General features: G+C 63.5%; 19 protein-coding genes. 7 read left to right on the forward strand and 12 right to left on the reverse strand.

Annotated features, from left to right (window positions below; translation table 11 throughout):
• Positions 1–250 precede the first annotated feature (250 nt).
• The 4 genes from QM649_RS07000 to tilS all read right to left on the reverse strand — a co-directional run bounded on the left by QM649_RS07000 (position 251) and on the right by tilS (position 3,568).
• Positions 251–937, reverse strand: coding sequence for a Spy/CpxP family protein refolding chaperone (locus QM649_RS07000; protein WP_415198305.1), 687 nt, complete (start codon positions 935–937; stop codon positions 251–253).
• Positions 924–1,406 carry a hypothetical protein gene (locus QM649_RS07005; RefSeq protein WP_415198306.1) on the reverse strand — a complete coding sequence of 161 codons (483 nt, stop codon included), beginning with the start codon at positions 1,404–1,406 and terminating at the stop codon, positions 924–926. Before QM649_RS07005 ends, QM649_RS07000 begins: the two co-directional genes overlap by 14 nt.
• The gene (locus QM649_RS07010) at positions 1,403–1,933 is read right to left on the reverse strand and encodes an RNA polymerase sigma factor (RefSeq protein ID WP_415198307.1); all 531 of its coding nucleotides are present in this window, start codon (positions 1,931–1,933) and stop codon (positions 1,403–1,405) included. Before QM649_RS07010 ends, QM649_RS07005 begins: the two co-directional genes overlap by 4 nt.
• Before the next feature lie 570 nt (positions 1,934–2,503).
• Positions 2,504–3,568 (reverse strand): tRNA lysidine(34) synthetase TilS, encoded by a 1,065-nt coding sequence (gene tilS, locus QM649_RS07015; RefSeq protein ID WP_415198308.1) that lies wholly within the window; start codon positions 3,566–3,568, stop codon positions 2,504–2,506.
• 153 nt (positions 3,569–3,721) lie between these two features.
• Between tilS and aspS the strand changes: the two genes are divergently transcribed.
• Positions 3,722–5,596, forward strand: a complete 1,875-nt coding sequence (gene aspS / locus QM649_RS07020; RefSeq protein ID WP_415198309.1) for an aspartate--tRNA ligase — start codon at positions 3,722–3,724, stop codon at positions 5,594–5,596.
• 402 nt (positions 5,597–5,998) lie between these two features.
• Here aspS and QM649_RS07025 read toward each other — a convergent pair whose 3' ends face one another.
• From QM649_RS07025 to QM649_RS07040, 4 genes are all read right to left on the reverse strand, one after another.
• Positions 5,999–6,658: a hypothetical protein gene (locus QM649_RS07025; RefSeq protein WP_415198310.1), complete on the reverse strand. Its 660-nt coding sequence runs from the start codon at positions 6,656–6,658 to the stop codon at positions 5,999–6,001.
• Between the two features lie 315 nt (positions 6,659–6,973).
• Complete coding sequence (locus QM649_RS07030; RefSeq protein WP_415198311.1) at positions 6,974–7,792, reverse strand: rhomboid family intramembrane serine protease; 819 nt, start codon at positions 7,790–7,792, stop codon at positions 6,974–6,976.
• 73 nt (positions 7,793–7,865) lie between these two features.
• Positions 7,866–8,900 carry a VTT domain-containing protein gene (locus tag QM649_RS07035; RefSeq protein ID WP_415198312.1) on the reverse strand — a complete coding sequence of 345 codons (1,035 nt, stop codon included), beginning with the start codon at positions 8,898–8,900 and terminating at the stop codon, positions 7,866–7,868.
• A 214-nt stretch (positions 8,901–9,114) separates the two neighbouring features.
• On the reverse strand, positions 9,115–10,707 hold the full coding sequence (locus tag QM649_RS07040) for a M20/M25/M40 family metallo-hydrolase (protein ID WP_415198313.1): 1,593 nt from the start codon (positions 10,705–10,707) through the stop codon (positions 9,115–9,117).
• A 133-nt stretch (positions 10,708–10,840) separates the two neighbouring features.
• Between QM649_RS07040 and QM649_RS07045 the strand changes: the two genes are divergently transcribed.
• Complete coding sequence (locus tag QM649_RS07045; RefSeq protein ID WP_415198314.1) at positions 10,841–11,044, forward strand: hypothetical protein; 204 nt, start codon at positions 10,841–10,843, stop codon at positions 11,042–11,044.
• Positions 11,045–11,395 (forward strand): carboxypeptidase-like regulatory domain-containing protein, encoded by a 351-nt coding sequence (locus tag QM649_RS07050; RefSeq protein ID WP_415198315.1) that lies wholly within the window; start codon positions 11,045–11,047, stop codon positions 11,393–11,395.
• 324 nt (positions 11,396–11,719) lie between these two features.
• Here the strand turns inward: QM649_RS07050 and QM649_RS07055 are convergent, their stop codons facing one another.
• The 3 genes from QM649_RS07055 to QM649_RS07065 all read right to left on the reverse strand — a co-directional run bounded on the left by QM649_RS07055 (position 11,720) and on the right by QM649_RS07065 (position 17,129).
• The gene (locus QM649_RS07055) at positions 11,720–13,594 is read right to left on the reverse strand and encodes a 30S ribosomal protein S1 (protein WP_415198316.1); all 1,875 of its coding nucleotides are present in this window, start codon (positions 13,592–13,594) and stop codon (positions 11,720–11,722) included.
• Positions 13,595–14,096: 502 nt separating this feature from the next.
• Positions 14,097–16,772 (reverse strand): ADOP family duplicated permease, encoded by a 2,676-nt coding sequence (locus QM649_RS07060; protein ID WP_415198317.1) that lies wholly within the window; start codon positions 16,770–16,772, stop codon positions 14,097–14,099.
• Between the two features lie 27 nt (positions 16,773–16,799).
• The gene (locus tag QM649_RS07065) at positions 16,800–17,129 is read right to left on the reverse strand and encodes a PadR family transcriptional regulator (RefSeq protein WP_415198318.1); all 330 of its coding nucleotides are present in this window, start codon (positions 17,127–17,129) and stop codon (positions 16,800–16,802) included.
• 170 nt (positions 17,130–17,299) lie between these two features.
• Here QM649_RS07065 and QM649_RS07070 point away from each other — a divergent pair, with 170 nt between their 5' ends.
• Together QM649_RS07070 and QM649_RS07075 are read left to right on the forward strand one after the other, a co-directional pair.
• Positions 17,300–17,788: an RNA polymerase sigma factor gene (locus QM649_RS07070; protein WP_415198386.1), complete on the forward strand. Its 489-nt coding sequence runs from the start codon at positions 17,300–17,302 to the stop codon at positions 17,786–17,788.
• 17 nt (positions 17,789–17,805) lie between these two features.
• Positions 17,806–18,792, forward strand: a complete 987-nt coding sequence (locus QM649_RS07075) for an energy transducer TonB (RefSeq protein WP_415198319.1) — start codon at positions 17,806–17,808, stop codon at positions 18,790–18,792.
• A gap of 136 nt (positions 18,793–18,928) precedes the next feature.
• Here QM649_RS07075 and QM649_RS07080 read toward each other — a convergent pair whose 3' ends face one another.
• Positions 18,929–19,603 carry a deoxynucleoside kinase gene (locus QM649_RS07080; RefSeq protein ID WP_415198320.1) on the reverse strand — a complete coding sequence of 225 codons (675 nt, stop codon included), beginning with the start codon at positions 19,601–19,603 and terminating at the stop codon, positions 18,929–18,931.
• A 108-nt stretch (positions 19,604–19,711) separates the two neighbouring features.
• On the opposite strand from QM649_RS07080, the gene QM649_RS07085 reads away from it, so the two are divergent.
• On the forward strand, positions 19,712–20,437 hold the full coding sequence (locus tag QM649_RS07085) for a polysaccharide deacetylase family protein (RefSeq protein WP_415198321.1): 726 nt from the start codon (positions 19,712–19,714) through the stop codon (positions 20,435–20,437).
• 88 nt (positions 20,438–20,525) lie between these two features.
• A complete protein-coding gene (locus tag QM649_RS07090) occupies positions 20,526–22,379 on the forward strand; it encodes a coagulation factor 5/8 type domain-containing protein (protein WP_415198322.1) in 1,854 nt (617 codons plus the stop codon).
• Positions 22,380–22,415: the final 36 nt, after the last annotated feature.

Consider the following 22,415-nt stretch of genomic DNA (forward strand, 5'->3'; position numbering starts at 1 on the left):
CAGCGGGTCAGCGGGTCAGCGGGTCAGCGGGTCAGCGGGTCAGCGGGTCAGCGGGAGTTGGATGCTTCCCGCCCAAGCGGAACCTGGACGGGGCGCCCGCTTTCTGGCCGTGGAGGAGAAACCGCAGGTCCCTCCACTGCGCTTCCTGCGGTCGCTCCGGTCGGGATGACATTGTTCTGAGAGCGGCGCCGACAAAAGAAAGCCCGCGGAGGTGAGTCCGCGGGCAGTTGGAGTGGGGTCGAGGAGTAACTTACTGAGGGCCGCCGGGCTGATCGCCGCTGGGCGCCGGGGGCTGACCGTTCGCGCCTTTGCCCTGGCCATCGGGTCCGCCGTTGGGGCCGCGACGCCACTGCTTGCCGTCAGGACCGCCGGGGCCACCGGGACGGCCGAAGCCGCCAGGACCTTCATGGGCCACAGTCTTGAGCTTCTTCCACTGGTCCGGGGTAAGGACCTGGCGGAGGCTGAAGAGCATGCGGGCGCGATCCTTTTCGAGCTCGGCGCGGGCCTGGGCCACGGCGTCGATCTGGGCGAGGATCTTGGTCTCATCCTGCTGATCGGCCTCGATGAGCGGATGCATGATGGCTTCCTGCTTCTCGAGATTGGCGTTCAGGTCGATGAGCTTGAGGCGATGCTCCTGGGCGATCGCATCCATCTTCTTCTTCTGGTCGTCGGTCAGACCGATCGCGGCTGCGATGCGGGGATTCGACCAGAAGTGAGGACCGGCCTCGTGAAAGCGCTCCATGGGACGACGTTCATCGGGACCACGATCCGGACCGTGGTCGTGCCAGTCCTGACCGGCGCCCTGGCCGAAGCCGGGGCCGGGGCCGCCATCTGGACCGGACGTGTCGTGGCCCTGGGCGTAGAGGGCAGCTGGTGCGATGCAGAGCGCTGCGGCGAGCGAAAACTGAGCGAGGCTCTTCAGGTTATTGCGAAACATGGGCGTTCTCCGTGCGGGAAGGCGAATTTTGATCCTGCGATGTGGTTGAGTTCCAGCTATCCATTTCTGTCAGTGGTGCAAGGGGGGAGGGGACAGGCTGATCGATGGCTTCGTCCACCTGTTCGAGCAAAGCAGTATCCGAGGGCTGCGCGGCCTCGGCAGCCGGGGCCACGGCATGCATCTGCGCCTCGTGCTGCGGAAGGGCATGGTGACCGAGCGGCAGCATGGCGAAGCAGAGCGCGCCTGCGGCGAGGCTTCCGGCGAGGCTCCAGCCGAAGGCCATGCGACGATGCGCGGTGCGTTCGCGGCTGCGGGCCGGGGCAAGCCATTCAGGCGAGAACGGCTGTTGCGGACGGCTCTCGGAATAAAGGGTAAGAGAGGTGCGGAGCAGGCGAATGGATTCAGCCAGCTGCGGACTCATCTCGGCGGCGTCGGTTTCGGATTCAGGCGTACGGCGAAGTTCGGTCATTGAGCATTTCCTCCCATGCGCTCGCGGACGATGCGAAGGGCGCGGTAGAGGTGGGATTTCACGGTGCTGGCGTTCATGCCGGCGGTGTCGGCGATCTCGGCCAGCTCCATCTCCTCGACAAAGCGGAGGAGGAAGACGGTTTTTTGCTGCTTCGAGAGCTGTTCGACAGCGGCCCAGAGGGTCTTGACCTGCTCCTGCTGCAGGCAGCGCGCCTCGGGGGTGGCGTTGCCGTCGGGGAGCCAGTCGGAGATGTCGACCAGGTCGAGGGCGGTATCGCGGGTCTTCTGCCAGAAGCGGATGCGGCGGCTGCGCAGGTGATCGCGAACCAGGTTCAGGGCGATGCGCGTCAGCCAGGTGCTCAGGCTCGACTCGCCCCGGAACTGATGGCGGGCGTTGTACGCCTTGAGGAAGCAGTCCTGGGCAAGCGACTCGGCGGTGTCGCGGTCGCCGAGCGAAGACATGAGGAAGCGGAAGATCCGCGGCCTGTAGAGCCGGACCACCTCATCAAAGTCGGCGAGTTCGGACACGTACTGCTCCTGTGACAGACCGGCCGGTGCTACGGCGGCGAGTGGAGCGAGATCCGTGGATGCCAGATTTCCCATGCACTGGAATAGACGGGGTCTGCCGCCACGAGTTTACATCCCGGCCTCAATGGTGATATCGCGGGTGTACCGAAATAGGGCTCAGGGCGCAGATAGGTGCATCAGCAGGAGCGCGACCAAAGGGAGCGGAGACCGGAGGCAAGCCGCCCTGCGCGAAGCAGCTGTCATTCCGACCGGAGCGAGACGGTTTTGTCTCGCGGAGTGGAGGAACCTGCGGTTCTTTCACTCAAGCGCAAATTGAAAGCGAAAGCCTGGATGGCCGGTGGCCCACTCAAGCTCGACGTTGGCTTGGGTGTAGGACTTATCCCCTTTTATAACAAGAGCACAGAGGGATCGTGCCTCCCGCCCAAGCGTAGCTTGGACGGGGCACCCTTATCCTCGCTTGTTCGAAAGAACCGCAGGTTCCTCCACTTCGCTACGCTCCGGTCGGAATGACAATTTCTTGCGTGAGATGGCCAACCTACGAAGCGGGCGCGTGGCCCAGAAGACAGGGACTTATCCCCTATCCTCTGCACCCTGCTTCCGGACGAGCCGCAGCTCGCGGGGGGAGCGCTCGGCGAGGAGGCCGTTGCCCAGCTCCTGACGGCGGGCTGGCGGTTTGCCCGTGCCGGAGTTCAAGCCGGAGGAAGAACTGCACATGGCAAGTAAACGCTCTGTTTGCTCATAGTTAAGTCCTGCGCCGAGCTGTTTTGCGGCAGCGCGCAGGATGCGGCGGCGCAGGGCAGGCGCCGCAGGCAGCCGCTCGATTTCGATGGCCAGCGAGGCTTCGTCCGGGTGCGTGGAGGCGGAGCGGCCTCCACCGCGCACCGGCTTGCCGGGCAGCAGGATCTGCGGAAGCAGGCGGGCGAGCTCGGCCTGCCAGTATGCCTCCTCGTCGCGGGCGATGGTGGCGACGGCAGCGAGCTGGGTATGAATCTGCGGGTTATAGCCGACGAGGGTGGGCAGCAGCTCGTGGCGCAGGCGGTTGCGGGTGTAAACGGTGTCGGCGTTGGTCGAGTCCTCGCGCCAGTCCTGACCGAGCGAGCGCAGCCAGGCTTCGATCTCGCTGCGGCGGACGCCGAGGAATGGGCGGAGAATCGCGCCGCTCTGTTCTGTGAGCTGGGGATGGATACCGGACAGGCCCTCGGTCCAGCCGCCGCGCAGCAGCTTATGCAGGACGGTCTCGGCCTGGTCGTCGAGGGTGTGCGCGGTGGCCACGGCATCGACCGTGCCTGCGGCGAGCAGCTCGCGGAAGAAGGCATAGCGGAGGTTGCGGGCAGCCTCCTCGATAGTCTCTTTGTTGGAGCCGGCGACGGCTGGGGTATCGACGTCGCGGCGATAGAGCGTAAGCCCATGGGCTTCGGCGAGCGCGGCGACGAAGGCGGCATCGGTGTCGGCTTCTTCACCGCGAATGCCGTGATGGACGTGGACCACGGAGAGGACCATGCCGATTTCGGGCGCAGCGAGAGCCAAGGCGCGCAGCAGGGCGACGGAGTCGGCTCCTCCGGAGACGGCGACGGCAAGGCGCAGGCCGGGGCGCAGGTTGCGGCGATCGAGGGAAGGCGCGGGTGTGGCAGGCATCCTCTCCATGCTAGCTGCTGCTGCGCGGGGCGGATCGCCTTCGGCACTCGCTCCCGCTGGTCGCGGGTCTGAGTTTGTGCTTTCCCACGTCTCAGAAGCGAGACGTGGGGCACCCGCTTTCGTGCCGGTTTCCACAAGTACAATGGTTCTACCGTGACACTCGATTTTCTTGGCAGTCTTCAACGCACGCATACCTGTGGAGAGCTCCGCGCTTCGGACGCGGGCAAGTCCGTCGTTATTCTTGGCTGGGTCAACCGCCGCCGCGACCATGGCAACCTGATCTTCCTCGATCTGCGCGACCGGTACGGCATCTCGCAGGTGGTCCTCGATAAGGACCTGGGCGAGGAAGCGCACGCGAAGGCCGAGCAGGCCCGCTCCGAGTACGTGATCGCCGCCGTCGGCAAGGTCCGCCTGCGCGACGCGAGCGTGATCAATCCCAAGATGGACACCGGCGAGATCGAGATCGTCGCCGACGAGCTGCGCATTCTGAATGACGCCAAGGTGCCGCCGTTCTCGCCCGCCGAGGACGCGATCGCGAACGAGGAAGTGCGCCTCAAGTACCGCTATCTCGACCTGCGCCGCCCGGAGATGCAGCACAACTTCCTGGTGCGCCACAAGGTCGCGCTGGCGGTGCGTCAGTATCTTTCGGGACAGGGCTTCTACGAGATCGAGACGCCGTTCATGACGCGTTCGACTCCGGAAGGCGCGCGCGACTACCTCGTGCCCAGCCGCGTGCATCCCGGCAACTTCTACGCGCTGCCGCAGTCGCCGCAGCTCTTCAAGCAGATCCTGATGGTCTCGGGCATGGACCGCTACTTCCAGATCGCGCGCTGCTTCCGCGACGAGGACCTGCGCGCCGATCGCCAGCCTGAATTCACGCAGATCGATCTGGAGATGACCTTCCCACAACAGGAGACCATCTTCCGCGTGGTGGAAGGCTTCCTGTCGGAGGCGTTCAAGGCCGTGGGCATCCACCTGCCGACGCCGTTTCCGCAGATCACCTACGACGAGGCGATGCGCAACTACGGCATCGACAAGCCGGATCTTCGACTGCCCGGTCTGACCGACGTAAAGTCGGCCTTCACCGAAGAGAACCTGACGGCACTGCAGATCGACCCGAACCTGCCGGTGGTGGCACTGCGCATTCCCAAGGTCGGCGAGCTCTCCCGCAAGGAGCGCGACGACAACAAGCCCCTCTTCGACTATCGCAAGGGCGCGAAGTACATCGACGACCTCAAGCGCCTCGAAAAGGGCTTCCCCGAGGCGACGGCCAAGGTGCGCGAGCTGGCCGGAGGCGAGGCCGAAGACCTGCTGGTGATTGTCGCGGGCGACGCGGCGGTACACATCCATGCTTCAGATACGAAGAGCGAAGGCCGCCTCTCGGAGCGCGAGATTGCGATCTACTCGACGGCGGGCAACTTCCGCGTGGAGCTGGCGAAGAAGTACGCCGATCGCCACGGCATCTTTGCGATCACGGATGCAGTCGTGAACTCGCCGGAGCGCGAGACCGGCCTGGCCGATGGCTCGCAGGCGTTTCGTCCAATCTGGGTCACCGACTTCCCGATGTTCGAGTTCGACGAGGAGACGAAGAAGTGGATGCCTTCGCACCACCCCTTCACCTCGCCGCATGAAGAGGACATGGACCGGCTGGTCTCCGACCCGGCGAGCGTGCGTGCCCGCTACTATGACGTGGCCATGAACGGCCTCGAGCTGGGTTCGGGATCGATCCGTATTCATCGCCAGGACGTGCAGGCAGAGATCTTCCGCTCCATCGGCATGTCGGACGAAGAGGCCAAGGCACGCTTCGGGTTCTTCCTGGAGGCACTGCAGTACGGCACGCCTCCGCATGGCGGCATCGCGCTCGGTCTGGATCGTATCGTCATGATCCTCGCGGGCGCTTCGAGCCTGCGCGAGGTGATCGCGTTCCCGAAGACGGCCAAGGCCATCGACCTGATGGTGGACGCGCCGACGCCGGTGAGTGAGCAGCAGCTGCGCGAGCTGTACATCCGGCCGACGAAGCAGTCTTAAGCGGGTTGGCTCGGCTTCGCCGCAAGCGAGTCAGCAGTCAGGCATAAAGACGGCCAGTGGGGGATCTTTCTCTGCTGGCCGTTTTACTTTGTTTGGTTCTTTTATCCCACGTCTCAGAGGCGAGACGTGGGGCACCCGGATTTCTGCCGGTGCGAGCGAGAGCTGCAGGTTCCTCCACTGCGCGAGACGAAAAACGTCTCGCTTCGGTCGGAATGACAGGGGCTCCTATCTAATTCCTTTGTTCCCCACACAAGCCAACTACGGGCTTGTATGGGCCACCGTCGAGCGTTCCGGGACGGAGTGCCTCAAAAGTAAAACGGCCAGCAGAGAAAGATCCCTCACTGGCCGTTTTTGAGCCTAAATGCTGACTTGCTTGCGCTGAAGGCGCACTGACTCGCTGTCTTACTTCGTCAGGCTGCCGAGGCGGTAGACGATGCCGACGGAGCCGGCAAACTCGTTCTGCTCGGAGTAGCCGTAGCGGGTGGGCTGCCAATCCGTGGTCAGACGGACGGCGAGCTTCTGCGAGAGGTTGTGGTCATACCAGCCACCGACGGCCGCACCGAAAGCCAGCTTGTTGTTGTAGATATCCAGCGTATTGGGCTGGACGCCGGAAGGGAAATCCTTGTCAAAGGAGCCGTAGGCGGCGCCGATGAGCACGTGCATGCCGGCGGCATACTTTTCATGCCGCATGAGGCGGAAGGTGGGTCCGAAGAGGAAAAGCGTCTCGGACATCTTCGCGCTGGTGGGCACGTTGTAGGAGTTTTCCGGGATGTTCATATTGCCGTAGACGCCGCGGACGCTGGATTCAATACCCCAGACAGGACGCATCCAGGCGGTGGCGCCGCCGGTCCAGCCAAAGAGGTTGGTCGCGTTGATGTTGCGGCCCGGACTGGGATTGAAGTGGGAGTACTGGAAGCCGCCGTCCACGTCCCAGCGGTTGGTGTAGGTGGGATTCTCACTGACCGGGGCGGTCGCCGTCACCTGCCCGTGCGCGGACGAAGAAACAGACACCATGGCAAGCAGAGGGAGAACGGCCAAAATCGAACGGACAACGGCTTTCACGCGAATCCTATACCTCACACAATGAAGCGGTCGGCGGTCACTGGACCACCAAAGATCAACGATACATGATTGGACGCGCGGAATGGGCTTTGGACAGCGAAGCGACGCGGCTTGCCAGCCGTCCGTCATAAAGACGGCCTGGGATAAAGCGGCCAGTCAGAGTGATATCCGGCAGATGGCGAGGGTTCGAGCTTTCCGACCAGACCGAGCCTGGACGGGGCACCCGATTTTCGGGGCAAAAAGAAGGCAGCCAGCAGGGCAGAAATCCCCGCTGGCCGTTTTTGTGGCTGACTGCCGACCACTTCCTGGCTTCCCTTAATTCATCCAGCGACGGTCGTTAGGGTCGCGATTCTGGTCGGGGTCGATGTAGCGGCCATCCTTGTCGAAGCGGACCTCGCGGTTCTGCTTGCGCATGTAGACCTCGAACTTGCGCGCGGCGCGGCGGCGCTTCCAGCGGTAGAAGGCGTTGCGGAAGCCAAAATAGCGCTCGCTCGAAGCTTTGGCAAAGCCGCGGCGCGGGGCGAGGCGGATGTAGAGGAAGCCGGCCAGGGCTCCGCCGAGCTGCGAGAAGGCGTAGGCGCGCTCTTCGGAGAAGAGCATTGCAATGGCGATCAGCATGTAGACCGCGACCAGATACTTGGCCTTGATGGCCACAGGCAGCGGGAACATCATGAACTGCATGTCCGCGTAGAGGACACCGAAGGCGATCAGCAGGCCGAAAAGTCCGCCATAGCAGCCGGTGAGCAGCGTGAGGAAGCCCGTGGCGGGCATGGCGAAAAAGAGCCCGATGGCCGCGAGCGCCGCGCCGAGGACGGAGATGAAATAAATCTCGGCGAGCCAGCGGGAGCCATGGTTGGCCTCGAGGAAGCTGCCCAGGAACCACAGGGACATCAGCTCGAAGAGCGTGTTGAGCACGCCGACATGGATAAAGCTGTAGGTGACCAGCTGCCAGATGGCTCCGTGGAGCACCGCGACGGGCGAGAGGCCCAGCAACGCGGTAAGCCGTCCGGCCAAGGGGCCCGAGGCTACGTTGAGCACCAGCAGCGCGAAGAAGACGCCGAGGTTCCAGAGCACGAGGGTGCGCGTGAAGCCGCGGAAGTCAGGAAAGGCGAGCGTGCCAGTCGAACGTCGCATAGGCGCAGCCTTATTGTCTCAGGTCCGATGCGGTTTCACCATGGACGGGAGTACCACGCCGGTGACTCCTGTTCTATTTCCGGCTCGCGGAACGCTGCTCCTCGGATGTATCGACAGAGGTAGCTTCCAACGGAGGAACGAGGATGACGCCGAGGCGCTGCATTTCGGCCACGGGATCGGCCAGATCGCAGGTGACGGGATAGCCGGCATCCTGCCAGGCCTGGAGGCCGCCGTGGAGCACGCGAATGTTCCGCACCTTGCGCTTCCACATCTGGGCGGCGACACGGGTGCTCACGAAACGGTTTTTGCGGTTGCAGTAGAGCACCAGGATCACGTCGTCCGGGATGCCGATCGAGCGGCGGCGGCGCATCTCCGACGGGCGCACGCGGACAGCGCCGGGGATGCCAGGGATATTCTCGGGATCGTCCTCGAAGCGGAGCAGGTCGAGCACGCCGGTGCGCGCGCCGGAGTCGAGGCGGCGGCGCAGTTCGAGCGGCGTGATGGTGAGCGGCTGCAGAAGCCGGAACATGCGCACCATGCGCAGGGCTTTCCAGAGGAAGAAGGCGACCAGCGGAATGCCGAAGACGACGACCAGCACGTTCGCGACCACGGAGATGAGGTGGGCGGCGCGATCGAGGCTGGCGGCGAAGAGAAAGCCAGCGCCAAGATAGGCCATCGACCAGAGCGCCGAGCCCCCGGCGTCAAAAAGGATGAAGCGCGAGCGCGGGGTACCGGCAATGCCGGCCAACGGCGGCGTGATGCCGTCAAGACCGGGGATGAATTTGGCGACGAGTAGCAGCGGCAATCCTCGGGCCGCGAAGGTGGTGCGGGAGCGGCGAATGCAAAGGCTGGGATCACTGGCGAGAGCACAGAGCAGGCGCAGCACCCGCTTGCCGCGCAGACGGCCGGCCTCAAACCAGGCGAGATCGCCGAGGACGCAGCCGAGGACAGAGACGGCGAGCAGGCCGGGAAAGCTGAGGCGATCCGCACCCGCGAGAGCTCCTCCGGAAAGCAGAAAGAGGATGGCGGGCACGGGCAGGCTGAGCTGCCGCGCGAAGACCGAGAGAAATACCACCAGGTAGGTGGTGTGGACCAGGTAGTAATTCATGCGGGCTTCCAACACTAAGATCGATGACACTGCGCGTGTGTCGCAGATTTTCTGTGACCAGCACGCAGGCGGTTCGCTTTCGGCACGCGCTTCCGCCAGCCACGGATTGGCGCTCTTCCTCGCTGAGAAACCGCAGGTTCCCTCCACTGCGCTTCCTGCGGTCGCTCGGTCGGGATGACAGACCTGTTACTTCACCTGCCAGTGCAATCTCACTTTAGCGCGCGGGGAACGGCACGACGGCGAGGCTGCGATGGCCGGCGGTGTCGACGGCGCGGATGCCGAAGATGACGTTGTCCTTCGAGACGGGCAGCGTGATGGACCATTGGCCTTCGTGGTTATCGGACGCAGGCACCGGCGCGGCTTGCTCCCAGTCCGCAGCGGCGAGCGGACGCCAGACGACTTCGTAGCCGGTATCCGCGGGCGCGCCAGCACCAGGCTTCCACTGCAGGGTGCTGTTGTTGTCGAGATCCCTGACGACGACCTGCACGGAGACCGGAGGCGGCGGTGCGGCGGCGAGCGTCGCCATGGCAGCGGCATTCAGGCGCGCGACACGGGCGACGTAGCCGAGATCGACGAACTTGAGCAGATCGCCGTACTCGATACCGTTCTCGGTGCGGACATTCTGGTGCTGGTGGTTGAAGTCCTCACGCCACTCGGTGAAGCGGACAGCGGGGAAACCTTCGAGATTGAAAGAGGAGTGGTCGCCGCCGCGCAGGAAGCGGTCGAGGCGGAACTCGAGAACGGGGTGGAAGTCCGGCTTCGCGGTCTCCTTTACCGGACCGAACGTGTGCTCATACGTGCGGGCGATGTCAGCGATAGCTCTTGCCTCTTCGCGCGAGGGTGAGTCGCTCTCATAGCCGAGGCGCAGGAGCGTCTTCGTCTCCTCGGGCGTGGCGCTGAGAGGAATGCTTTCGGAGAAGACACGGACGGCGGACTTGTCCTGGAGCGTGTCACCGGGAGTGGTGTTGCCGCCGACGATGTCGTTGTTCAGCACGGCTTCGAGCTGCCAGCCCTCGCTCTTCGCGAGCTTCGCCAGGTGAGCGCTGCCGTTCAGGCCCTGCTCTTCTCCAGCGACGGCGGCGAAGACCAGCGTGGCGGGCAGTTTCAGTCCGGAAGCGTAGGCATGGGAGAGTGCGTGCGCGCAGGCGAGGCTGACGGCGACGCCGCTGGCATCGTCATTGGCGCCGGGAGCGAAGCCGTGGGTATCCATCACGTCGGTGTCGCGCGAGTCGTAGTGACCGGTGACGAGGATCATGCGGGCGGCCTGAGCCGGATCAGAACCGCGCAGGACCGCGTAGACATTGGTGATGGTGGTGGGGCGGGAAATACGGGGATGCGCGCCCGTCTGCGGCGGTTCGGTGAAGGTATCGTGCTTCACTTCGAGACAGCCGCCACACTCAGCCGAAAAAGCATTGAGCTGAGACTCGATCCACTCGGCCGCAGCGGTCACGCCGGTGCCGGGCGGCAGGTCTGTTTCCATGCTGGAGATGGTGCTGCGATTGCGGAAGGTCACCAGCCTGGTGATGGTGGCTTCGATTTCCGCGGGCGTAATGCGGTTGAGCGCCGCCGCGATCTTCGCGTCTGGTGGGGCAGGAAGAATTCCGGATGCCGGCGGATGCACCACAGATGGAGCAATCGCGAAAGGGTTTGCATCCGAAAGGGCATTTCCATCGTCAGAGGAAACAGAATGCTCAGCGACGGCCGACTGCATCGAAAGTGTGCAGCCGAACAAGGCGACAGCCATCGTGCAGCGGGAGAGTGCAGTCAGAAGTGGGCTGTATTTGCTGTGGATCTTGCTGCGATTCAAGGCAGTGGCTCCAGTATGAGAGAAGTCTGCGAAATTGCGGCTGGTCGGCTTGACGCGCTGAATAGTTCTACTCAAAACTAACCAAGTCAACGCAGGAACGCTATCCTGAAACAACACTCCCTGGAGATAAGATATGGCGATTTGCCCGGAATGTGAGAGCGCGCTCGACTTCGAAGAAGAAGATGTGGACGAAGGCGACGTTGTCGTTTGCGACGAGTGCGGCAGCGAGTTTGAAGTAGTCAGCACCGAGCCCCTGGAACTGACCAAGGTCGAGGAAGACTACGAAGACGACGATGAAGACGACGAAGAGGTCGAAGAGGAAGAGGAAGAGGAGTAAATGAAGAAAATTCTGGCCGCTGCGGGACTAGCGGCGCTGCTGGTATTTTTCCTGGCTGCCCCGGGGTGGGCCCAGGGTACTGCGTCCAAGGTTCTTGAAGGCAAGGTCTACGGCGGCTCCAGCCAGCCGCTGACCGGAGCCATTGTGTATCTGCAGTCTTCAAAAGACAACAGCATCCGCACGTTCATCACGACGGCGGATGGCAGCTATCGCTTCGGCCAGATCTCGTCCGATATCGACTACACCGTGTGGGCCCAGTACAAGGGCGAGAAGAGTGGGACGAAGAACATCAGCTCGTTCGACTCGAAGAAGGCGTTGAATTACGACTTCCACATCAAGGCGGACAAGTAGTCAGCCGTCCGTCGTAAGAACAGATCGTGAAACGGCCAGTGGGGCTCTGCTCCTGCTGGCCGTTTTGTTTTCCGCCAGCGGGCGAGCTTGTATGGACTCAGCAGGGCGACATCGTCTTGCGTGGGCACCCGACCATGCAGGGAGTTCTTATCGAAGCAGGAGAAACGCAGGTCCCTCCACTGCGCTTCGCTTCGGTCGGGATGACAGGTCTTCTTTTGCCGGACGCTGCACGGGTCGGGTACGCGGTTCTTCCAACGCAAAACGGCCAGCAGGAGCTGAGCCCCCACTGGCCGTTTTGTGACTTGCTGCTGGTTGCTGCTGCGCTTACTGCTCGCGCTTCCAGTTCATCAGGTCGCCCAGGGTGGTCGTCGAGCTGGAGACCGGGGCCTTGTAGGCTTCGACATCCGCACGGCTGGCTTCCTCGCCTACGGCGCGGAGGCTGAGGCCGACCTTCTTCTCCTCGGGGCTCATCTTGATGATCTTGAAGTCATGCTCCTGGCCCTGCTCGAGCTTGACCGGCGAACCGTCACCCTCGGTGGCTTCGGAGATGTGGCAGAGACCCTCGACACCCTCGGCGATTTCCACGAAAGCGCCGAACTGGGCGGTGCGCAGAACCTTACCGTGCACGACATCGCCAACGCGATGCTGCTCGAAGAAGGTATCCCACACATCGGGCTGGAGCTGCTTGATGCCGAGCGACAGGCGGCGGTTCTCGGGCTCAACACCCAGAACGACAGCCTTGACCTTCTCGCCCTTCTTCAGGACTTCCGAAGGATGCTTCACGCGCTTGGTCCAGCTGAGGTTCGAAACGTGGACCAGGCCGTCGATGCCGTCCTCGATCTCGATGAAGGCGCCGAAGTCGGTGAGGTTGCGGACGCGACCTTCGACGTTGGTGCCCATCGGATAGCGGGCCGACAGGTGCTCCCACGGATTCTCCTGCAGCTGCTTCATGCCCAGCGAGATGCGGCGGTCGGAGGGATTGACGCTGAGGACAACCGTCTCGACTTCGTCACCCGGCTTGACCAGCTTCGACGGATGCTTCATCCGCTTGGACCAGGTCATTTCGGAGACGTGCACCAGGCCTTCGATGCCCTGCTCGAGCTCGACGAAGGAACCGTAGTCGGTGACCGAGAGAACACGGCCACGAACGCGGGCACCGATGGGGTAACGCTCGACGGCATCGAGCCACGGATCAGGCGTGAGCTGCTTGAAGCCGAGCGAAACGCGCTGCTTATCCTTGTCGAACTTGAGGACCTTGACCTGGATCTCGTCGCCGACGTTCACCAGATCGCGGGGGTGCGTCAGACGGCCCCACGACATGTCAGTGATGTGCAGCAGGCCGTCGATGCCACCGAGGTCGACGAATGCGCCGTAGTCGGTCAGGTTCTTGACGGTGCCGGTGAGGATGCTGCCCTCTTCCAGGTGCTCAAGCGTGGTCGAGCGGCGAGCGGTCTGCTCTTCCTCGAGGATCTCCTTGCGGGAGACGACCACGTTGCCGCGCTTCTTGTTCAGCTTGATGACGCGGACTTCGATCGGCTGGCCGATGTAGGCATCGAGGTTGCGGACCGGACGGATCTCGAGCTGCGAGCCCGGCAGGAACGCCTTGATACCGATGTCCACCGTAAGACCACCCTTGACGCGACCGAGGACCGTACCGGTGACCGGGGTCTTCTCGTTGGCAGCCTTTTCGATCGAATCCCACACACGGTGGCGCAGCGCCTTCTCATAGCTGAGAACGTAGCCGCCCTCGGCCTCTTCCCGCTCAATCACCACTTCCACGGTATCGCCGGCCTTCAGCTTGGGCTGACCCGTGTGGTCGAGCACCTGCTCGACGGGGATGAGTCCTTCGGACTTCATGCCTACGTCGACGACAACGTGCTTGTCAGTGATGTTGATGACGGTTCCGGTAACGATATTCGTGTCATCGAAGGCCTGGGCTGCGGCTTCGGCGGCCTGCTCACGGTCAAAGGACTCGAGGGCGGCGGCGAAGTCTTCCATGCTGGCGAAGTCGAGATCCTCATTCGACTCAACCTGCTCGGCAGCGACTGCCTGGACGGGCACCGGGGAGGAGGTTTCCGGGTTAGGGGTGGTTTCGATCGACGAATCTACGTGATCCGCCGCGGCTTCAAGCGTTGGGGTTTCTAATTCGGTGTTCAGAGGAGTGCTCTCGATTTGTTCAGGATTAAGGACGTCTGCCATCACTGCCAGCTCCGGGGATTCTTGGTCGACGGTTCCCGACGGACCGCCCTGCAGGAGGCGCTGTCAACTGGCTGGATGGGGTCCGGTCAGTGTCAGCACACTGCAGATTTCTTCGCTGGTAGCTTAGATTCCTGGCTGATCCGCGAAGATTCGGGGATCGTAGTCCTGTCTTCCCGTAATCCCGGCGAAGGTCGGTCCGGGAGGCGCTAAGAGCGGCCGTGCAGCGTGGCCGGTAAGCGTCGATCTCCCAGATGGAGCAGCCGTCGGACTGGAAGGATTGAGGAGCGGCGATCGCAGGCCCCTGGGTGAATCCAGATCAGGAACCTACGCTTTCACTATAGGACTTGCCGTTTCGTGATGTCAATGATACTGGCGGGGTATAAGGCCAATCTCCACCGGCTGTTAACGAACTTTTACAAGGATTTTGCCAATCCTGCGCCGCCCAAACACTCCCCGGGTCTCTATCGGACATATATCCCGAAACGTACAGAGCTGCTTTCAACTACTCGCGGCGGAGCGCTTCGAGCGGGTCCAGGCGGGCGGCGCGCCAGGCCGGAGCCAGGCAGGCTCCGGCGGCAACGGCGAGCAATCCGAGGCTTACCAGCAGATATACGCCCGGCTCGACCGGATGCGTTCCATAGAGGAGCGTGCTCATCCAACGTGTGACGCCGGCGCTCACGGCGAGCCCGAGTACGAGTCCCCAGACCGCCGGCCGCAGGCCATCCGAGAGAAACTGCCGCACCAGCTGCCCGCGCTGCGCCCCAAGCGCCATGCGGATGCCGATCTCAGTCGTCCGCTGCGCCACCACGTAGCTCAAGACCCCAAAGAGTCCTACCCCGGCGAGCACCAGCGACAGCGCGCCGAAGCCGGTGAGCAGCAACGCATCCAGGCTCTGTGAGGCCAGGGCGCCGTCCTGCACCTGATCCATGGTGAGCACGTCGGCCACGGGCAGATCGCGGTCCAGCCCGGAGATGACCTTTTCCACCGACGTTGCCAGCAGGGCCGGATCGCCCGCCGTCCTCACCACCAGGCTCACATCGCGCTGGTCGCCGCTCAGCAGTGGATAGTAGACCGCGGGATAAAGCGGCTCGATCGGCGAGAGGAACGCGTCGCCAACCACGCCCACGATCCGCATCGGGCGATCCGCACCCAGCACGTACGGGGCAACGATATGCCTGCCGATAGGCTCTTCATTGGGAAAGACATCCCGGGCAAGCTGTTGCGAGATCAGGATGTCATTCGCATGGTCGAGGCGGTTCGCATCGCTGAAGATCTCACCGCGGAGGAGCGGAATCTTCATGGCCGCGAAGTAGCCGGGATCGACAAAGATCGTGGACGAATCGAGCACTTCCCCCTGGGGCAGCGGCGGATGCTCCTTGACCGAATAATCGTCGTCTTCATCGCGACCGTGGCCGGGCAGGGTATTGGTCATGCCGACGCCGCGCACACCGGGTAACTGCCGCACCTGCGTAAGCAGGGCGTCGTAGAAGTTCACGATGCTCGGCGCATCGTGGTAGCTGCCCTTGGGCAGGCGGATGGTCATGGTGAGCAGCCTGTTTGCGTCATAGCCGAGAGATATCGACCGCAGGTGCTGATAGGTTTCGAGCAGTAGACCGGCTCCGATGAGCAGTACCACCGTAAGGCCGACTTCGAGCGCCAGGAGCGTGCGGCGCAGGCGCACCTTGCTCCGCGAGCCGCCCTGCGAACGCGAGGACTCCTGCAGGGTTTCGAGGATTCTGTCGTCGCGGGAGGAACCGGCAGCGATCAGCCCAGCGATGAGGCCGCAGACGGCGACCACTCCGAGCGCAAAGAGCAGCGCCCAGCCGTCAAGATGCACGGCCTCAAGCCGCGGCACATCCGGTCTTGCCACAGCCAACCATTTGAGTCCGCCATAAGCGAGGATCAGTCCGAGCACGCCTCCCCCCGCCGCCAGCAGCACGCTCTCCATCAGCTGCCCGCGCAGCAGCCTCCAGCGCGAGCCACCCAGCGCCGCGCGGATGGCGGCTTCCTTCTGCTTTGTCGCCGCCCGCGCCACGAGCAGGTTCGCGATGTTCAGGCAGGCGATCAGGAGCAGGCATGCGGTCGCTGCAAAGAGCGCATAGAAGCCCGATTTCACGGTGTGCGTCTCGGAGTCGACGAGCGGACGGATGTTGGCCGCGCTGTTGACAGCGCCATTCGGATACCTGCGCCGTATGCCCGCCTGTATACCGGAGACTTCAGCCTGCGCCTGTCCCGGGGTCACGCCCGGAAGCAGCCGCCCCACCACGTTCAGGTTATGAGCGTCATGCACGCTCATCACCTCGGGGGAGCGCTCGCGGTAAATGGCAGTCCAGAGCTGCGTTTGTGCATTTGGATAGGTGAACCACGCCGGGAGCACGCCGATGACGGTATACGGGCGCGCTTCGAGCAGGATCTTCGAGCCGATCGCCGCGGAGCTGCCTCCGAAGCGCCGCTTCCACAGACCCCAGCTCAGCACGACGGTCGGCTCGGCCCCGGGACGATCGTCCGAGGCCGAAAAGAGCCGGCCCACCGCGGGCCCCACACTGAGCATGGGGAAGAGATTCCAGGAGGTCTGCTGCCCGTTGACGATTTCGGGCAGCTGGCCCTGTGTGCCGGAGAGCCCGTAGCGCGTGGGGCGTTCCGCAGCCAGGTCACTGAAGCTCTTTGCCTGGGCCTTCCAGTCGGCTAAATCGCCGCCCGAGACCACGTTGTCCTGAAAGCGGCCCTGCGCATCGGCCTCATAAATGCGCACCAGCTGGTCCGGGTGGGGAAACGGATAAGGCTTGAGCAGCACGCCGTGCACCAGCGTGAACAGTGCGACGTTTGCACCGATGCCCAGCGCCAGCACCAATATGGAGACGAGGGCGAAGCCCGGCGTGCGGCGCAGTGCTCTTATGCTCTGCCGGATATCCCGCCAGAGCTCTTCGAGCCCGCTCCACATCCATGTCTCGCGGGCCTGATCGCGCAGTGCGGCAGGGTTGCCGAAGAGGCGAAGCGCAGCCTCACGGGCTTCCCGCGCGTTCATGCCGGCGGCGCGGTTCTCGGCGATCTGCTGCTCGAGGTGGAAGGCCAGCTCGTCGTCGAGCGCCTCCGCGGCGCGGCGACGGCCGAAGATCATGGCAAACGGCAGCCGGAAACGATCGAACATACGCGAATCGGGAACGCGAGAATCGGGCACAGCCAAGCCTCCTCAGCCTTACGGGTTTCAGCCTTCCTGCACTACCAGGTTGATGGCTCCCGAGAGCCGCTTCCAGCTTTCGGTTTCCTTCTCGAGCTGCTCGCGCCCGGTAGCGGTAAGCGCATAGAACTTGGCCTGTCGACCGGTCTCGCTCTCCGCCCACTTCGCCTTGATCCATCCCTGCTGCTCGAGGCGATGGAGCGCCGGGTAGAGCGAGCCCTGCTGCACCTGCAGCACTTCGCCAGAAATCTGCTGGATGCGCTTGGCAATAGCCCAGCCGTGGCGCGACTCAGTGACGAGCGTGCGCAGGATCAGCAGGTCGAGCGTGCCCTGAACGAGATCGCTTGGTTTTCCCATACTATGACTATCTACACTTCGTGTTGTAGACCGTCAAGGTATTGTTTCCGGGCGGGAAAACTTTCTGCATTCCCTTTTGGAGTTTGCTCCGTATAAGCGAATGGAGGGGCAAGCTCAACGCTTCCCATGCGCGCCTTTTGAGAGTGGACCCGCAGTCGTTTCGTCTCCTGATGCTGGAGCACCAGTCGATGGTCTTCAGCATTGCGCTCCGGATGCTCGCGGATCGCGGTATGGCCGAGGAGGTAGCCCAGGACGTCTTCCTGGAGCTGCATACGCGGCTGCCGGAGCTGGAGTCGGCGGAGCACGTGCTGTTCTGGCTGCGGCGGGTAACGACGCACCGGGCGATCGACGCGCTAAGGCGGCGCAGGAGCCGGCCGGAGACACCGATGGACTGGCACGAGCTGCCGGAGATCCCCGACCGGACCCAGCCTGTGGATGAGGACGGATGGAACGGGCAGCTGCAGCAGCTGGTCGCATCCCTGCCGGCGGTGCCGAGAAGCATTGTGGTGCTCCGCTACCAGGAGGAGATGGGCCCGGAGGAGATTGCCGCGGCGCTCCAGATGCCGGTAGCGACGGTGAAGAGCCATTTGCAGCGGAGTCTGCGACTGCTTCGTGAGAAGGCAGCGCGGGTGGAACGACCGCTGGAACGCCAGTACTGAACCAAACGAGGCCGGAGATGAGCGAGCAGGACGTGACACAACTCGACGCCGAACTGGAGCAGATGCTGCGTGCGGCACTGGTTCGGGAAGCGGCACCGCCGGGCCTGATGGCGGACGTAGAGCTTCGCTTGCTGGAGCGGGAGGCGGCACAGACGGCCGTTGCAACGCCGGGCTTTGAGACCCCAAGTTTTCAGACACTGAGCACGGGCGTACGCAGCAGATGGACGACCTTCTGGTCGGCGGGCGCGCATGCGGCAGCAATCGCGTTGGTCGTGCTGGTGGTGCTGGCCGAAGGCCGGACAGTCGTCAAGCCCGCGAAGCTGGCGATGACGCGGGTAGAGATACAGCCGTTCCTCACGATGACCACGCACGACAGCGGGAAAACCGGCGGCGGGGGTGGTGGTGGCGCGCATGATGCGGTCGAGGCGATGCGCGGGCGTCTGCCGAAGTTCTCCGATGAGCAGAAGGTGCCGCCGCAGATCGTCCGCAATGACGCGCCGAAGCTGCCGGTGGAAGCGACCGTGGTGATGCCGCCGATGCAGGTGCCGGATTCCAACCTGCCGAACCTGGGCATGCCGCAATCCCCGCAGGTGGCGCTGGCTTCGCAGGGGCCGGGGAGCGGATCGGGTTTTGGCGTGGGCAGCCAGGGCGGCGTGGGATCAGGATCGGGACCCGGCGTGGGACCGGGTGCAAACGGAGGCTACGGCGGCGGCGATGTGATGGGGCCGGGGCCGGGTGTCATCGCGCCACAGCTGTATCACTCGGTGGAGCCGGAGTTTTCCGATGAGGCGCGGCGCGAGAAGGCCCAGGGCATCTGCGTAGTGGACGTGATTGTTGACGCCAACGGCATGCCGACGCACATCACGATCGAGCAGCCGCTTGGCTATGGCCTCGAAGAGAAGGCGATCGAGGCCGTGGAGCAATATCGCTGGAAGCCGGCGATGTATCACGGGCATCCGGTAGCTGTGCGCGTGCGGGTGCTGGTGAACTTCCGGATTATGTAGCGGTATGTCCCCCACCGGGGCTTCCGGCATGAGTGAGAACCGCAGGTCCCTCCGCTGCGCTCACTTCGTTCGCTTCGGTCGGGATGACAGATATTTACGATGTGAAACGACCCGCATTCCTGCCACAGTCGCGGCTCTAGCTGCGTACCGCCTCGCCAACCGGATGAAAGTACTCTGTGCCCTGCACCGGCTCTTCCAGCCGCTTGCGCAGCAGGGCAAAGTCCGCGGGATTGCGCACGAAGTCGATCTCCGTGGTGTCGACGACGAGCAGGTTGCTGGCCGTGTAGTGGAAGAAGAAGTGATCGTAGGCCGCGGCGATTTGCTCGATGTAGGCATCGCTGATGTCGCGCTCGCCGGGCATGCCCTTACGCTTGAGCCGCTGCTTCAATACTTCCGGCGTGGCCTGCAGGTAGATGACTAGCTGCGGTGAGGGAGCCTCGGCGCGCGCCTCCTGGTAATAGCGGTTGTAGAGCTCGAGCTCGGCATCCCCGAGGTTTACGTAGGCGAAGAGCTTGTCCTTCTCGAAGACGTAATCGGAGATGACTCGGTCGGCAATCGTGCTGCCGGCGCCCGTGAGCACACCTCGCATCTGCTCCTGGCGGGCGCGGAGGAACCACATCTGCGCGGCGAAGGCCGTGCCCGGCTCGGCGCGGTAAAAGCCGTCGAGGAAGGGATTGCTCTCAGGCTCGGCAACGTGCCTTGCGCCGAAATCCTCGGCGAGCATGCGTGCCAGTGTCGACTTGCCGACCCGCAGCGGACCTTCCACTGCGAGAAAACGCCAGTCCGTCCACGATCCCATGGGGGATGTCATGGAGGACGCTATCGAGTCGTTACCCGTCATGCCGACCATGCTAACCCGCAGGCGAAGAAAAAACGAACCAGCGGAACCACATCCGGCAACCCCAACTACACTAGAGCCATGAACGTCCCCCTCACTGCTGCCTCCGCCGCTGCCGCCATCGGGCTGGGCGTGGGTGGATATTTTTATGCCGGCATGTGGCCCACTTCGCAGATTTTTGGCCGCGCGGTCGTGGCCGGCCATGATCCTGCCGAATTTGCACTGACCTACGACGATGGGCCGAACGATCGCTGCACCGAAGAGCTGCTGGAGATCCTGGCTCGGCACGAAGTGCGAGCGACGTTTTTCATGATCGGACGGTTTGTGCGTGAGCGCGGGGCGCTGGTGCGGCGGGTGCGCGCGGCCGGGCACCTGGTAGCGAACCACACCTTTACGCATCCTGTGCTGCTGTTTGAGAAGCATGCGAAGGTGCGCGAAGAGCTGGCTTCGACCAATGCCGCACTCGAAGATGCGCTGGGCGAGCGGGTGACGCATTTCCGTCCGCCGCATGGAGCACGGCGGCCCGATGTACTGCGCGCGGCGCGCGAGATGGGCCTTACTCCGGTGCTTTGGAATGCAATGGGCTATGACTGGAAGCCGACAACCGGCGACGCGATCCTCGCGAATCTCGACCGCAGTATCGCGCGCAATCAGCGGCGTGGGCGCGGATCGAACCTGCTGCTGCATGACGGCGGACAGGCGTCGATCGGGCAGGACCGCAAGGCGAGCGTGCGCGCGACCGAAATGCTGCTGGAGCGCGAGCGCGGCCGGGTGCGTTTTGTGACCGTGGACGCCTGGCAGGCCTGAGCCGCCGATCACCAATTAGACCATCGTTTGTCTACTGACTGCCTTCGCCGGTAGGATGGCTGGCGAAGTTCTCGAAGGATCCTGACCGATGCCGCACTATTCCCGCCTGCTTCTCTCCGCGCTGCTTGCCGCACTCTGCCCTCTGGCCTGTTCACAGGCCGGCTTTGCCCAATCGCACAATCCTGCTCACAACCCCGCTTCGGTTCCAAACCTGGGGCCAAATGTGAAGGTGTTTTCGCCCGAAATGTCGGCGGCTGCTATCCAGGCGCAGATTGACGCGATCTATCGCCAACAGCAGCTGAGCGAGTTTGGCGACGGGCGTTATGCGCTGCTCTTCCTGCCGGGCAGCTATCACGTGGATGTGCCGGTGGGCTTTTACACCGAGGTCGAGGGCCTGGGCGCGTCACCGGATGACGTGCAGATTACCGGCAACGTGCACGCCGATGCGAGCGCGCCGAACAACAACGCGACGACGACCTTCTGGCGCGCGGCGGAGAACTTTTCGGTGACGCCGACCGGCGGCACGATGCAGTGGGCCGTATCGCAGGCGGTGCCCTTTCGGCGCATGCACGTGCGCGGCAACATGGTGCTGAACCAGCACAACGGCTGGGCCTCGGGCGGATGGATGTCCGACTCGGTGGTGGACGGCACCGTGGCCTCGGGCACACAGCAGCAGTGGATCGCGCGCAACAGTGAGTGGGGCCAGTGGACAGGCTCGAACTGGAACATGGTCTTCGTCGGCGTGCCGCAGGCCCCGGCAGGCGAATGGCCCGAACCTCCCTATACAAAGATTGCGACAACGCCGGTGGTCCGCGAGAAGCCATATCTCGAAGTGCAGCGCACGGGCGCATGGGCGGTGCGTGTGCCTCCGCTGCGGCATGACAGCACGGGTGTGAGCTGGCATCACACTGGCGACGCGGGGCGGCTGACTCCATTGAGCCGCTTCTACATTGCGCACGCGGGCAAGGACACAGCGACGACGATCAACGCCGCATTGAAGGCAGGCAAGAACCTGCTGCTGACGCCGGGGACCTATGCTCTGGACGAGGCGATCAACGTGACGCGGCCCGATACTGTGGTGCTCGGCCTCGGCTTCGCCACGCTACAACCGGTGAAGGGCACTCCGGCGATGATTACGGCGGACGTGGACGGCATCAGCATCGCAGGCATTCTCTTCGATGCGGGGCAGGATAAGTCACCAGATTTGTTACAAATTGGCCCCGCACCTGCCGGAGAGCACGAGATGCGGCCGCTCTTTGCGCCGTTGGCACAGGCTACTGCACCAAAGAAGGCTGACGAAACCAAGAAGGCTCCTCCGAAGAAGAACCTGCTGCGCCATGAGCGCAACCCGATCGAGGTATCAGATGTCTTCTTCCGCGATGGCGGCGCAGGCGTGGGCCGCACCGAAGGCAACCTCGAGATCAACAGCAACGACACGATCATCGACCATACCTGGATCTGGCGCGCAGACCATGGCAAGAACGTGGGATGGATGAGCAATGTGAGCGCAAACGGCCTCGTAGTGAACGCCGACGATGTGACTGCCTACGGCCTCTTCGTCGAGCATCACCAGGAGTTCCAGGTGTTGTGGAACGGCGATCGCGGGCGCACCTACTTCTACCAGTCGGAGATCCCGTACGATCCGCCGCACGAGTATCTGTGGGAGAGCGCGGACGGCGTGCCGGGCTGGGCTTCCTACAAGGTAGCGAACTCGGTAACGACACACGAGGCGTGGGGCCTCGGCATCTACAGCGTATTCCGCCATCCCGATGTAAACCTGGCGCGCGCGATCGAGGCGCCGCAGAAGCCGGGCGTGCGATTCCACCACATGATCACCGTGGCGCTCGGGAACCAGGGGCAGATTCAGCATGTGATCAACGACAAGGGCGCGGCAACGTCGATCCAACCGCGGGTGACGCCGAAGGTTACGGACTACCCATAGCTGCTTCGCTCAGGAGAGGACCGGCCGTCCAGACTC

This window comes from Silvibacterium sp., from assembly GCF_047605705.1.
Lineage (GTDB): Bacteria > Acidobacteriota > Terriglobia > Terriglobales > Acidobacteriaceae > Silvibacterium.